Genomic DNA, 13,122 nt, shown 5'->3' on the forward strand with positions numbered 1-13,122 from the left:
AAAACAAGAGGGAACTGACATGAACAAAAGACTTGCATCGCTTCTCGCCGCAGGCGTCTTTTCGCTCGCAGCGTTCCAGGCTGAAGCTGCCGAAAAGGTGACGCTGCAGCTGAAGTGGGTGACTCAGGCGCAGTTTGCCGGCTACTACGTCGCCAAGGACAAGGGCTTCTACGAAGAAGAAGGCCTCGACGTCGACATCAAGCCCGGCGGTCCGGACATCGCCCCGGCCCAGGTGATCGCCGGCGGCGGCGCCGACGTTATCGTCGACTGGATGCCCTCGGCCCTTGCCACCCGCGAAAAGGGCGTGCCGCTCGTCAACATTGCCCAGCCGTTCAAGAAATCCGGCATGATGCTGACCTGCCTGAAGGAAACCGGCGTCACCAGCCCGGACAAGTTCAAGGGTCAGACGCTGGGCGTGTGGTTCTTCGGCAACGAGTATCCGTTCCTCTCCTGGATGGCGCACCTGAAGATCCCGACCGACGGCGGCCCGAACGGCGTGACCGTCCTGAAGCAGGGCTTCAACGTGGACCCGCTGATCCAGAAGCAGGCCGCCTGCATCTCCACCATGACCTATAACGAGTACTGGCAGGTCATCGACGCCGGCATCAAGACGGACGACCTGGTGACCTTCAAGTATGAAGACCAGGGCGTAGCGACGCTCGAAGACGGCCTGTACGTACTTGAGGACAAACTCAAGGATCCCGCCTTCAAGGACAAGATGGTCAAGTTCGTCCGCGCCTCGATGAAGGGCTGGAAATATGCCGAGCAGAACCCGGACGAGGCCGCCGATATCGTTCTTGAAAACGATTCCACCGGCGCCCAGACCGAGAAGCACCAGAAGCGCATGATGAGCGAAGTGGCAAAGCTCACCGCCGGCTCCAACGGCTCGCTCGACGAAGCAGACTACAAACGCACCGTGCAGTCGCTGCTTTCGGGTGGTTCCGATCCCGTGATTTCCAAGGAGCCCGAGGGCGCCTGGACACATGAGATCACCGACGCCGCGCTGAAATAGGCCTGTCTCCGCAACGCAAAAGAGGGTCGCACGGCTCAGTATCGTGCGGCCCTCTTCCGTTTTCTTAGCGGTCGTTCGCATCCGCCAAGCTGCTGCCGGGTACCGGGCGTGGGGGTGGTAATCCGGCGAACAACGGCGCTACCTTTGCTTGCCATTGTCAAGATCGTGTCAAGATCGCAACCATAACCGCAGAACGAACGGAATATTGAGGCACCATCGCTTCGTGCACCCTTGTAAGCGTCGAAGGCCGAGATTACATAGGCCACGATGTTTGTTGGAGGCAGGCATGACGGGGGACGTCTTTTTTCCAGTGCCTTGCCTGCGGTAACCGGTCCCAGTTCCGCCCGCGTCTACGGTCTGATACCGTGCACGCGGAGCGCGAAGTGAGGAATACGCCATCTCCTGTTCCCGAGCACTTTGCCGGGACCTTGTGGCGGTGCGGTAAAATAGCCTGATTGCCCGTGGATCCTGCATCAAGCGGAGATCCGCTCGATATTGTTTCCATTGCCGGGACTGTGAAGCCGATGGCTCAAAAAGTATTGCCTGTCCTCAGCGTGTGCGCTGCGATGACCCTTGGTTCGCTTTCCTTCGCCCGGGCGGAGGAAGCAGCGCAACCGAAACCAGCACCGAGCTTGCCCTCCATCGTCGTGACGACGGCGGTCGACCAGTCGATCAGCGACCGGGTGGTTGCGACCGGCACCATCCAGGCCGTCGAGCAGGTCTATGTCGCCCCGATGGTCGACGGCCTCTCCATCCGCACGCTCAATGTCGATGTCGGCGACACGGTTGAAGCCGGCAGTGTTCTCGTGGTCCTCAACGACGACGCGCTTCGCCTGCAAAAGAGCGAACTCGAAGCCTCGCTTGCCAAGGCCGAGGCCGGGCTTGCCCAGTTGAACGCACAGCTCAGCGAAACCAAAGCCAACAACGACGAGGCCAAACGGGTCAGCGACCGCGCAGCCGAACTCTCCAAGAACGGCACCGTCTCGACGGCCGAGGCCGATCGCGTCCGGGCGCTCGCGATCGCGACGCATGCCCGTGTGCTTTCGGCCGAACAGGCCGTTGCCGTGGCGAGTGCCGACATCAAGGTCGCTGAAGCGCAAATCGACGACATCGACCTGCGCCTCGCCCGAACCGAGGTCAAGGCACCGGTCGCAGGTGTCATCTCGGCCAAGAATGCCAAGGTCGGCGCGATCGCCACCGGTAACAGCGACCCGCTCTTCGCCATGATCCGCGACGGTGCCATCGAGATGAAAGCCGACGTCGCCGAAGCCGATATCATCAAGCTCGCTGTCGGCCAGCCGGCCGTCGTGACGCTTGCCGGCGGCAACACCAAGGTCGAAGGCAAGATCCGCCTGATCGCTCCGACGGTTGATCCCGTCAGCCGCCTCGGCACCGTCTTCATCAGCCTGATGGACACCGAGAAGGCACGCGCCGGCATGTATGCGAGCGCGCTGATCACCGCCGAACAGAAGCAGACGGTGGTCCTGCCGCAAACGGCCGTTACCAATGAGAACGGCCGCACCATCGTTCGCAAGGTCGAAAACGGCGTCATCCGCATCCTGCCGGTCAAGACGGGGATTTCCGACGGCAAGTTTATCGAAGTCCTCGAGGGCCTGAAGGCCGGGGAGGAAGTGGTAGCGAGAGCCGGCGCCTATGTCCGCGACGGTGACCGCATCAACCCCGTCAAGTCCGCCGCATCAGCGACCAACTGACAGGAACCGTGACCATGAACTTCTCAGCCTGGTCCATACGCAATCCGATCGCTCCGATCCTCTTCTTCGTCGTCCTGATGGTGCTGGGCTACCAGTCCTTCGTGTCGTTGCCGATCACCCGCTTCCCCAATATCGACGTCCCGATCGTCTCGATCAACGTGACGCAGAGCGGCGCCTCTCCGGCCGAGCTCGAAACCCAGGTCACCAAGGAAGTCGAGGACGCGGTCGCAAGCGTCACCGGCGTCGATCATATCCAGTCGACGATCAACGACGGTACCTCGACCACCGCCGTCATTTTCCGCATGGAAGTGCCTACGGCCCAGGCGGTGCAGGACGTCAAGGACGCGATCGACCGTATCCGCAGCGACCTGCCGACCTCGATCGAAGAACCGATCGTCTCCAAGGTCGACGTCGAGGGCCAGGCGATCCAGACCTTCTCCGTGTCCGCGCCGGGCATGTCGCTCGAAGAACTCTCCTGGTTCGTCGACGACGTCATCAAGCGTGAGATCCAGGGCAAGAAGGGCATCGGCCGCGTCGACCGTTACGGCGGCGCCGACCGCGAAGTCCGGGTCGAACTCAACGAAGACAAGCTGAATTCGCTCGGCATCACCGCCGCCGACGTCAACGGCCAGCTGCGCCGCATGAACATGGACCTCGGCTCCGGCCGTGGTCAGGTCGGCGGCAGCGAGCAGGCGATCCGTACGCTGGGCGATACCCGCAATGTCGAGCAGCTCGCCAACACGATGATCTCGGTGCCGAGCGGCCGCTTCGTGCGCCTGTCCGATCTCGGCACGGTCACCGATACCTATGAGGAACCGCGTTCCTTCTCGCGCTTCAACGGCAACCCCGGCGTGACCTTCGCGGTCTTCCGCGCGAAGGGCGCCTCGGAAGTCAGCGTCGCCGAGACGGTCGCCAAGTCGCTCGAAAAGATCCGCGCGGCGAACCCCGACGTCACCATCGAGATGGTCGACGATTCCGTCTACTTCACCTACGGCAACTACGAGGCGGCGCTGCACACGCTGATGGAAGGCGCGCTGCTCGCCGTCATCGTCGTCATGCTCTTCCTGCGCAACTGGCGGGCAACGCTGATTTCCGCCGTGGCCCTGCCGCTGTCGGCGATCCCGACCTTTTGGGTCATGGACCTGCTCGGCTTCTCGCTGAACCTCGTCAGCTTCCTGGCGATGACGCTCGCAACCGGTATTCTCGTCGACGATGCGATCGTCGAGATCGAGAACATCGAGCGGCACATCCATATGGGCAAATCGCCCTATCGCGCCTCGATCGAAGCGGCGGACGAAATCGGCCTTGCCGTTATCGCGACGACCTTCACCATCATCGCGGTCTTCGTGCCCGTATCCTTCATGCCGGGCATTCCCGGCCAATACTTCATCCAGTTCGGTCTGACGGTCGCCGTCGCGGTGTTCTTCTCGCTGCTCGTCGCGCGTCTGATCACGCCTGTGATGGCCGCCTATCTGATGCGCCCATCGGACGCCGGCAGTGATCATCATGACCGGGACGGCTTCATGATGCGCAACTATACGCGCCTCGTGGTCGCCACGACGAAGCACTGGTACACCCGCTACCTGACGCTGCTTGCGGCCATCGTCTTCTCGATCGGCTCTGTCTTCGCGCTCGTCCTCTTCGTGCCCGGCAGCTTCCTGCCGCCGGAAGACGCCTCGCGCGTCAGCCTGTCGATCGAGCTGCCGCCGGACGCCATGCTCGAGGACACCGACCGCACCACCACCGAGATCTACGATCGGATCAAGGATATCGAAGGCGTCGACAACATCTTCGTACTCGGCGGTGCCTCGCCGAAGGGCGACCTGGAACTGCGCCGCGCGACGGTGACGGTGCTTCTCAAGAAGCTCGACCAGTCGCTCGTCAACAAGATCGTCAATGACGTCATCGGCCGCACGCCGGTGATCGGCGCGTACCTGCCGAAGATGCCGCCTGCCGGCCGCATCATCCCGCAGTCGCAGATCGAGAAGGAAATCTTCGCTCGCGTCCGTGACATTCCGGATGTGCGGGTGATCAAGCTCAACGACCGCGGTGAGCGTGACCTCTCCTTCAACCTGCTCTCCAACAACGAGGCCGATCTCGATCAGGCTGTGGCGACGCTGGAAGGCAAGTTGAGGAGCGACTCGTTGCTGGCCAATGTCAGCCCGGATGGCGCCCTTCCCCGTCCGGAACTGCAGATCCGTCCGCGGGACGAGCAGATGTCGCGCCTCGGCATCACCACCGCGCAGATCTCCGAGGTGATCCGTGTCGCCACCATCGGCGATATCGACGCGGCGCTGACCAAGATCGCCCTCGACGGGCGGCTGATCCCGATCCGCGTGCAGATCAACCGCGACTTCCGCACGGATATCGCCGCGATCCGCAATCTGAAGATCACGACCGCCGCCGGCGCCACCGTGCCGCTGTCGAGCGTTGCCGACATCAACTATTCGGAAGGCCCGAGCTCGATCAAGCGCTACGATCGCAACCGCGTCGTATCGCTCGGCGCGGATCTCCCGGTCGGTGTTGCGCTCAACACCGCCTCGGAGCGCTTCAAGCAGATCGCCGGCCAGGCCGATCTGCCGAAGTCCGTGCAGTTCCTCGAAAGCGGCGACGCCGAGGTGCAGGCGGAAATGCAGCAGAGCTTCGGCAACGCCATGCTGCTCGGCCTGATGCTGGTGCTGGTGGTGCTGATCCTCTTGTTCAAGGACGTGATCCAGCCCTTCACGATCCTGTTCTCGCTGCCGCTCGCAATCGGCGGCGTGGCGGCCGCGCTGATCCTGACGCAGAACGCGCTATCCATGCCGGTTCTGATCGGCATCCTGATGCTGATGGGTATCGTCACGAAGAACGCCATCCTGCTCGTCGACTTCGGTATCGAGATGATGCATCACGGCATGGACCGGCAGGTCGCCATGATCGAGGCCGGCCGCAAGCGCGCCCGCCCGATCATCATGACCTCGATCGCCATGTCGGCGGGCATGTTGCCCTCCGCGCTCGGCGTCGGCGAAGGCGGCTCGTTCCGCGCCCCGATGGCGATCGCCGTGATCGGCGGCATCATCGTCTCGACGGTGTTGAGCCTCGTGATCGTGCCGTCGTTCTTCCTGATCATGGACGACCTCTCGCGACTGCTCGCCCGCATCTTCGGCCGCTTCGTCGGCAAGAAGGACGAGGAAAACCTGCCGCTCGACCGCGAGGCCCTCACGGATCTGGTGCACGAGCAAGGCAAGACGATCGAAGGCCTGGAAGACCGGCTGAAGACGCTGGAAACGGACCAGACCAAGGGACGGTCCGGCGGCAAGGTCATCAACCACCCAGCGCTCGCTGCCGAGTAGGTCATCGCCGAAGGGGCTCTCCGCCCTGGGCGGCCACAATTCTAAAGCAAGCCCGCGCCCTGCAAGCGCGGGCTTTTTGTTATTTCTATTTGATCGAGGTCAAACCACGATCTGCAAAGCCCTCTACCCTAGCACTGGATTTTACTCAGGACGGGTACGATGAAGACGTTGCGATTGAACTCGAACGACAGGGCGGTGCTGCTCGGCTCCTGCTTTTTCGAAAAGCTGCCGGCGGCGGCGTCGAGCGCCATTCTCGATGATGTCGTGGTTTCCACCCACGAGGAGCACGACATCCTCTTTGGCCAGGGCGAGGCACTGGACCAAGTCTTCTTGGTCCTCTCCGGTCTGGTGCGGCTCTACCGGCTGGGCAAGGACGGGCGCGAGGCGGATATCGCCGTCTTCCCGAAAGGCGAACTTTTCGGCGAAAGCGCCATGTTCCTTGGCAACCGCGCCACCGCCAACGCCCAGGCGATCGAGACGACTATGCTTGCGCGCATCGACAGCCGCAGGCTTCGCAAGCTGGCCGAACAGACGCCCGAGATCGCCGACGCACTGATGCAGCTTTTGTGCCGGCACGCACAAATGGCGGAGGATTGCCTGGCCGAAGACCGGCTGCTCACGGCACCGCAGCGGGTCGCGAGCTATATCCTCGGCAATTGCCCCGATGGCATCACCAACTTTTCCTTCCGCCTGCCCTTCCAGAAGAATGTGCTGGCCGGCAAGTTGGGCCTGGCGCCCGAGGCACTGTCGCGCGCCTTCTCGGCCCTTCGCCGCTCCGGCGTCACCGTCAAGGGCCGCGTCATCGAGATCCATGACCGGCAGGCGCTGGAGCGCTTCTGACGCGTTGACGAAGGGGCCGGCGCCAGAAGCAACAAAAGCGGACGGCGTCAGAGGCCGCCGTGCAGCGTCAGGAAATCGACGATCCGGTTGATGCCGTCGCCGCGCTTCATGTCGGTAAAGACGAAGGGCTTTTCCGCCCGCATGCGCGTCGCATCCCGCTGCATCACGTCGAGATCGGCCCCGACATAGGGCGCCAGATCCTTCTTGTTGATGACCAGAAGGTCCGATTTGGTGATGCCCGGCCCGCCCTTGCGCGGGATTTCCTCGCCCTGGCAGACCGAGATGACATAGATCGTCAGGTCAGCGAGATCAGGCGAAAAGGTCGCCGCGAGATTATCACCGCCGGATTCGATGAAGACGACATCGAGATCGGGGATGCGGCGGTTGAGATCAGCGATCGCCTGCAGATTGATCGTGGCGTCCTCGCGGATCGCCGTATGCGGGCAGCCACCGGTCTCCACCCCGACGATGCGATCGGAGGGCAGCGCCTGCATGCGCACCAACGCCTCGGCATCTTCCTTGGTGTAGATATCGTTGGTGACGACGGCGACGGAGTACTTCTCCCGCATCGCCTTGCAGAGCTTGTCGGTCAGCGCCGTCTTGCCCGAGCCCACCGGCCCGCCGATGCCGACGCGAAGGGGACCGTTCTTCGATGCCATCTGGATATCCTTTCAAGGTGGAAGCAATTCCAGGGAAGCGTGAGACAGTTTCCGTCCGAAATTGCGCAGTTCTATGAGTTACGAACGGAAGAGCCGCGAATGCAGGCTCTCGTGTCTGAGCGACGAAATATCCGCTGTCATTGTGGCCGAGCCGAGATCGTCGAGCGAGGCGCCGGCGGCCTTGACGGCTGTCGCCGCGATGACCGGTTCGAGTGCTGCAATGATGCCGACGCCATCGCGCTGGCCGGTCACGCCGCAACGGATCGCCACCGAGACGGCGTTCGAGACAGAGGCGTTAAGATAGGCGGCAAGCGCCGGCTCGAGGCCCGTTTCATGAGCGCCGGCGACGGCACCGACTGCGACCGGATAGGCGACACTCTCAGGCAGCGCATCGAGAACCGGATGCGGCCACGAGCGCGCCGCTGCCAGAAACGCCTGGCCCTGCAGCATCGTTTCCAGATGGCGCTCGCGGCCTCCCGCCAGGGCTTCGGCAAGCTCTGCCGCCGCAGCCAGCCGGGCATGGTCGTTCACGGCGCGATAGCTCTCGGCCAGAAGCAGCGCATCGTTCCAGCCGTAGCCCAGAGAGATGACCGCCTCCAGCCAGTTGCGAAGCTCGCCGGCGTCGCTCACCAGACGGTCGTGAACCGCCTGCTCAAGCCCGCTGGAATAGGAAAACGCGCCGACCGGAAAGGCCGGCGACATCCATGTCACGAGGCGAAGCAGCGCTTGCGTGTCGACCCTCTCAGCCATGGTGGTGATGATTATGGCCATGATTGTGGCCGCCGGCATGGTAGGCGCCGCGCAGCGGATGGAAAGGCAGCGAAACCTCGTTCACCGCCGCGCCCAGGCCTTCGAGCATCTGGCGGATCACCGGATCGCGGGCAATCAGGATGCGGCTCTCTTCGAACTGTGCCGGCAGGTGGCGATTGCCGAGATGCCAGGCAAGCTCGATCAGATGCATCGCGTCGCGCGGGCGGATCTCGTAGAGCGCCTCGGGCGCGGCAGCGATGCGGATATGGCCGCCGCCTTCGAGCACCAGGAGGTCGCCATCGGCAAGCACAACCGCTTCCTTGAGATCCAGCATCACCACATCGTCGTTTTCGAGATGCAGCAACTTGCGGCGCAGATGCCGCGCGTCGTGCGTCAATGTCACGCTATGAAGCGGCGCAATATCGGTCGGCCCCGGCGAGAGAACCTCTGTCGAACGATAGGGCATCGTCAGAGAACCTCGACCTTTTCCGGCGTCACGAGCTCGAGGCGCGCCTCGACGAGCAGGTCGGCCATCGCCGCCTGAAAGGCCTTCAGATGTGGTTCCTCGAAATGCGCGTCGACGGCTGCCTTGTCCTTCCAGGTTTCGACAAAAACCAGCGCGTCGGGCTCGGCCGGCTTGCGGTAGAGATCATAGGTGATGCAGCCGGCCTCGCGCCGGGTGGCCTCGATCAGCGGTGCTGCGAGCGACACTACCTCATCCCCCTTGCCGGGGTGTGCGGTCAGGTAGGCGATAATGTAAACCATTGAACCCTCGATATCTTTTCTGCCGGCTACTTTAGCAAGAAAAAGCCCTGGCGCCAGCGGCGGGTGCGGCTTTTCAGGCGCTTGCGGCGGCTGTACCGCGCAAGAAAAAGCCCGAAGACCGGATCCGATCTTCGGGCTCTTTCCAATCAGGAACGATAGGTCGCTGCCATCAGGCGGCAAGCTTCTGGGACTTCAGCGTCTCCAGAATGTTCTGCGGCGAGGAAACGCCATAGGGGTCGCTGTCGCAGTTGTCGGAATAGCCCTCTTCCTCGAACCACTGCTCGACAACGCCGTTGTTGACGACGGCAGCGTAGCGCCAGGAGCGCATGCCGAAGCCGAGATTGTCCTTGGCGACGAGCATGCCCATCTTGCGGGTGAACTCACCCGAACCGTCCGGGATCAGCTTGACGTTTTCGAGGCCCTGGGACTTGCCCCAGGCGTTCATGACGAAAGCGTCGTTGACCGAGATGCAGTAGATTTCGTCAACGCCCTCGGCGCGGAAATCGGCCGTCAGCTTTTCGAAATCGGGCAACTGGAAGGTCGAGCAAGTCGGCGTAAACGCGCCCGGCAGCGAGAACAGCACGACGCGCTTGCCTGCGAAGTAATCGTCGGAGGACACGTCCTCCCAGCGGAACGGGTTCGAGCCGCCAACGGCCTCGTCGCGAACGCGGGTGCGGAACGTTACAGCGGGTACTTTTCTGCCAAGCATCGTCATCTCCTTTGGACCACGATGATTTGGATCGGTTCGACCAAAATCATGAACGTGATCGTCTCTTGTAAGTTAGAGCGGGATACATGCGGAGAACCGCAAACCGCTCTGGCGCAGCTCTCGGTCGGCAGGTCTTGGGAGGATTGCTGGCAACCGAGGAAGGTCAGCCGTCTTCCTATCGGATATTGCGCTGCGACGCAGCACGAAAGGCCCCAATTCACATGCGAGCATGGCAGCCATGCGGTGGCCGCATGGCTGCCGCCTGCCAATCACTGCCTGCCAATCATTGCTCAATTGTGGAGCCGCAGCGACAGCCCGAGGCTTGGCGGGACCGGGTTCCACAGGCCCGTTCGCAAGCCCGCCTCACGCAACGCCCGCGCCGTCCATGTGTTGCAGCCGAAAAGCGCGTTGAAGCTGCCTCCGGCCTCGAAGAAGCGGTCGTTGCCATTGTAGGAAAAACCCTCGATCGAAACGACAGCTCCGGCCTCGCGGGTGAAGCTTTCGGCAATAAAGCCGAGCAGCCGATCGTATCCCGCTTCGTCCAGCTCGAAGCCGGTGACGGCAGCCCGCGGCTCGACGATCCGACCGGCGATATCCACATGCATCACCGAGCGGTCGACGGTCAGCGCCTTGAACACGGGCCCGGGCTTCAGCTCAGACCAGGTCGGCGTTTCCAGATAGAAGGCCCGCCCGCCCCAGCCAAAGATCAGCCATTCAGCCTGCGGATGCGCAAGCGGCACGCCGGCCGCCTCGACAAAGCCGAACCGCGCTCGAATCTCGTCCGTCAGGGGTATGGCGATGTCCGTGTGGATCGGGCCGGAAAGCAGAAGGATGCGCGTGCCCCCTGCTCCCGCCGCAGAGGCGGAAACCGGCAGGAGCGGCCGCGGCAGCAAGGTTCCGGCAACGATGGCAAGTATCGCCGCCAGTAAGCCGAAGAAAGCCCATTTCAGGCCACGCTTCATTCCCTGTCCCTGCTTGTTCAGAACAGGAAATAGCGCTGTGCCATCGGCACGACCGTCGCCGGCTCGCAGGTCAGAAGCTCACCGTCGGCGCGCACCTCATAGGTCTCCGGATCGACCTCGATATGCGGCAGCAGGTTGTTGTGGATCATCGATGCCTTGCCGATGCCGCCACGGGTGTTGCGGACCGCCACAAGCTGCTTGGCAACGCCGAGCTTGGCGGCAAGGCCGGCGTCGAGCGAGGCCTGCGACACGAAGGTTACAGACGAACTCGTGCGGTTCTTGCCGTAGGCGGCAAACATCGGCCGGTAGTGCACCGGCTGCGGCGTCGGGATGGAGGCATTCGGATCGCCCATGGGTGCCATCGCGATCGAGCCGCCGAGAAGCACGAAGTCGGGCTTCACACCGAAGAAGGCTGGGTTCCAGAGGACGAGATCGGCGCGCTTGCCGACCTCGATGGAGCCGATCTCATGGCTGAGGCCGTGGGCGATCGCCGGATTGATCGTGTATTTGGCGATATAGCGCTTCACCCGGAAATTGTCGTTGTCGCCGGTTTCCTGCGGCAGCGGCCCGCGCTGACGCTTCATCTTGTCGGCGGTCTGCCAGGTGCGGATCGCCACTTCGCCGACGCGGCCCATGGCCTGGCTGTCAGACGAGATGATCGAGAAGGCGCCGATATCATGCAGGATGTCCTCGGCCGCGATCGTTTCCTTGCGGATGCGGCTCTCGGCAAAGGCGATGTCCTCGGGGATCGACGGCGACAGGTGATGGCAGACCATCAGCATGTCCAGATGCTCGGCAAGCGTATTCTTGGTGTAGGGCCGCGTCGGGTTGGTCGAGGACGGAATGACGTTCGGCTGGCCGCAGATCTTGATGATGTCGGGCGCGTGGCCGCCGCCGGCCCCTTCCGTGTGGAAGGCATGGATGGTGCGGCCCTTGATCGCCGCGATCGTATCCTCGACGAAGCCGCTCTCGTTCAAGGTGTCCGTATGGATCATCACCTGCACGTCGTATTCGTCGGCGACACCGAGGCAGCAATCGATCGCCGCCGGCGTCGAGCCCCAGTCCTCATGCAATTTCAGCGAGGTGGCGCCAGCGAGCACCATTTCCACCAGCGCGCCCGGCCGCGACGCATTGCCCTTGCCGGCAAAGGCGATGTTCATCGGGAAGCCATCGGCCGCCTCGATCATGCGGGCGAGATGCCAGGGACCGGAGGTGCAGGTGGTGGCGAGCGTGCCATGGCCCGGCCCGGCGCCGCCTCCAAGCATGGTCGTAAGCCCGCTCACCAGCGCTTCCTCGATCTGTTGCGGGCAGATGTAATGAATGTGGCTGTCCATGCCGCCCGCGGTGATGATCTTGCCTTCGCCCGCGATGACCTCCGTGCCGGGACCGACGATGACGGTGACGCCCGGTTGCGTGTCCGGGTTGCCGGCCTTGCCGATGCCGGCGATGCGTCCGTCCTTGAGGCCGATATCCGCTTTGACGATGCCCCAGTGATCGACGATCAGCGCATTGGTGATGACGGTGTCGACGGCGCCCTCGGCGCGTGTCGCCTGGCTCTGCCCCATGCCGTCGCGAATGACCTTGCCGCCACCGAACTTCACCTCCTCGCCATAGGTCGTGAAGTCCTTCTCCACCTCGACGAAAAGTTCGGTGTCAGCGAGCCGCACCTTGTCGCCGACCGTCGGGCCGAACATGTTGGCATAGGCCGCGCGCGACATCTTGTAGGGCATGGTTCAGGCTCCTTGGGACGAAGTAGAAATGGGATGGAGGCGGCGAAGACGGCCGCTGGCTGCAAGCGCATCGACATGGCGGCGCTCGGCGGCGAAGGGATGCCATTCCCAACCGACATGGCCGAAGCCGGCAAGAACGACCTCGTCGTCGGGTGTCGCTAGATGCGCGAGCACATCGGCAATCACGATCATCCCGCTCGATGGAACGACATAAGGGGCCGGCGAAAAGCCGGCGAGATCCTGCTCCACCTGGTCGTGCACATCGACCGGGACGACGCGAAAGCCGCGGTTGGTCGAACGGGCGAAGCTCTCGAAACCGACAGTGTAATCGTCGCAGAAATCGTCGAGGTCCGGATGCGTTTCCGCAAGCCCGGCGCGCATGGCGGCAAACTTCGCGCCGGAGCGAACGCACCATATCTCCCGCGCCTGGCGCACGGCGGCATTCGTCTTCCAGCGACCACCGCCGAGCATGGAAATCCCCGGGCGTCCGGTATTGCAGACCGCGACGATATCGGTCCTGTGGCCGCTGGCGCCGACAGAGCGGCAATCGTTGAAGCGCACGACGAGATCGGCGGCATCGATCGTTGCGCCGGCGCCGTCAGGCACCTCGCCATTGCCCACGATCATGATGACGCGGCGAGCCTGCAATGG

Annotated in this window: 12 protein-coding genes; 4 read left to right on the top strand and 8 right to left on the bottom strand. The window is 63.1% G+C overall.

The window, feature by feature from the left end:
* Nucleotides 1-19 precede the first annotated feature (19 nt).
* The 4 genes from IB279_RS22225 to IB279_RS22240 all read left to right on the top strand — a co-directional run bounded on the left by IB279_RS22225 (nucleotide 20) and on the right by IB279_RS22240 (nucleotide 6,896).
* Entirely contained in the window at nucleotides 20-1,012 is a 993-nt protein-coding gene (locus IB279_RS22225) for an ABC transporter substrate-binding protein (protein WP_034794145.1), read from the top strand.
* A gap of 524 nt (nucleotides 1,013-1,536) precedes the next feature.
* Nucleotides 1,537-2,724 carry an efflux RND transporter periplasmic adaptor subunit gene (locus IB279_RS22230; RefSeq protein WP_034794147.1) on the top strand — a complete coding sequence of 396 codons (1,188 nt, stop codon included), beginning with the start codon at nucleotides 1,537-1,539 and terminating at the stop codon, nucleotides 2,722-2,724.
* Between the two features lie 14 nt (nucleotides 2,725-2,738).
* Nucleotides 2,739-6,056, top strand: a complete 3,318-nt coding sequence (locus IB279_RS22235; RefSeq protein WP_192339809.1) for an efflux RND transporter permease subunit — start codon at nucleotides 2,739-2,741, stop codon at nucleotides 6,054-6,056.
* 159 nt (nucleotides 6,057-6,215) lie between these two features.
* Complete coding sequence (locus IB279_RS22240; protein WP_034794150.1) at nucleotides 6,216-6,896, top strand: Crp/Fnr family transcriptional regulator; 681 nt, start codon at nucleotides 6,216-6,218, stop codon at nucleotides 6,894-6,896.
* A gap of 47 nt (nucleotides 6,897-6,943) precedes the next feature.
* On the opposite strand, the gene ureG is transcribed toward IB279_RS22240, so the two are convergent.
* From ureG to IB279_RS22280, 8 genes are all read right to left on the bottom strand, one after another.
* Entirely contained in the window at nucleotides 6,944-7,555 is a 612-nt protein-coding gene (ureG, locus tag IB279_RS22245; RefSeq protein ID WP_034794155.1) for an urease accessory protein UreG, read from the bottom strand.
* Between the two features lie 78 nt (nucleotides 7,556-7,633).
* Entirely contained in the window at nucleotides 7,634-8,305 is a 672-nt protein-coding gene (locus IB279_RS22250; RefSeq protein WP_112771953.1) for an urease accessory protein UreF, read from the bottom strand.
* A complete protein-coding gene (gene ureE, locus IB279_RS22255) occupies nucleotides 8,298-8,771 on the bottom strand; it encodes an urease accessory protein UreE (protein ID WP_112771952.1) in 474 nt (157 codons plus the stop codon). Before ureE ends, IB279_RS22250 begins: the two co-directional genes overlap by 8 nt.
* A 2-nt stretch (nucleotides 8,772-8,773) precedes the next feature.
* Entirely contained in the window at nucleotides 8,774-9,070 is a 297-nt protein-coding gene (locus tag IB279_RS22260) for a putative quinol monooxygenase (RefSeq protein ID WP_034794161.1), read from the bottom strand.
* A gap of 169 nt (nucleotides 9,071-9,239) precedes the next feature.
* A complete protein-coding gene (locus IB279_RS22265; RefSeq protein ID WP_112771951.1) occupies nucleotides 9,240-9,779 on the bottom strand; it encodes a peroxiredoxin in 540 nt (179 codons plus the stop codon).
* Nucleotides 9,780-10,069: 290 nt separating this feature from the next.
* Nucleotides 10,070-10,741, bottom strand: a complete 672-nt coding sequence (locus IB279_RS22270) for a TIGR02117 family protein (protein WP_112771950.1) — start codon at nucleotides 10,739-10,741, stop codon at nucleotides 10,070-10,072.
* Between the two features lie 17 nt (nucleotides 10,742-10,758).
* Nucleotides 10,759-12,471, bottom strand: a complete 1,713-nt coding sequence (ureC, locus tag IB279_RS22275; RefSeq protein ID WP_034794169.1) for an urease subunit alpha — start codon at nucleotides 12,469-12,471, stop codon at nucleotides 10,759-10,761.
* A gap of 3 nt (nucleotides 12,472-12,474) precedes the next feature.
* Nucleotides 12,475-13,119, bottom strand: a complete 645-nt coding sequence (locus IB279_RS22280) for a Urease operon accessory protein (protein WP_082572800.1) — start codon at nucleotides 13,117-13,119, stop codon at nucleotides 12,475-12,477.
* Between the last annotated feature and the right edge of the window lie 3 nt (nucleotides 13,120-13,122).

The sequence above is a fragment of the Ensifer sp. ENS06 genome (assembly GCF_014852205.1).
GTDB lineage: Bacteria > Pseudomonadota > Alphaproteobacteria > Rhizobiales > Rhizobiaceae > Ensifer > Ensifer adhaerens.

Bases quoted from the DNA above. Each gene is read 5' to 3' on its own strand.
- IB279_RS22225 (WP_034794145.1), top strand. From the start codon at position 20: ATGAACAAAAGACTTGCATCGCTTCTCGCCGCAGGCGTCTTTTCGCTC.
- ureE (WP_112771952.1), bottom strand. From the start codon at position 8,771: ATGCCCTATCGTTCGACAGAGGTTCTCTCGCCGGGGCCGACCGATATT.
- IB279_RS22230 (WP_034794147.1), top strand. From the start codon at position 1,537: ATGGCTCAAAAAGTATTGCCTGTCCTCAGCGTGTGCGCTGCGATGACC.
- IB279_RS22260 (WP_034794161.1), bottom strand. From the start codon at position 9,070: ATGGTTTACATTATCGCCTACCTGACCGCACACCCCGGCAAGGGGGAT.
- IB279_RS22265 (WP_112771951.1), bottom strand. From the start codon at position 9,779: ATGCTTGGCAGAAAAGTACCCGCTGTAACGTTCCGCACCCGCGTTCGC.
- IB279_RS22250 (WP_112771953.1), bottom strand. From the start codon at position 8,305: ATGGCTGAGAGGGTCGACACGCAAGCGCTGCTTCGCCTCGTGACATGG.
- IB279_RS22240 (WP_034794150.1), top strand. From the start codon at position 6,216: ATGAAGACGTTGCGATTGAACTCGAACGACAGGGCGGTGCTGCTCGGC.
- IB279_RS22270 (WP_112771950.1), bottom strand. From the start codon at position 10,741: ATGAAGCGTGGCCTGAAATGGGCTTTCTTCGGCTTACTGGCGGCGATA.
- ureC (WP_034794169.1), bottom strand. From the start codon at position 12,471: ATGCCCTACAAGATGTCGCGCGCGGCCTATGCCAACATGTTCGGCCCG.
- IB279_RS22235 (WP_192339809.1), top strand. From the start codon at position 2,739: ATGAACTTCTCAGCCTGGTCCATACGCAATCCGATCGCTCCGATCCTC.
- ureG (WP_034794155.1), bottom strand. From the start codon at position 7,555: ATGGCATCGAAGAACGGTCCCCTTCGCGTCGGCATCGGCGGGCCGGTG.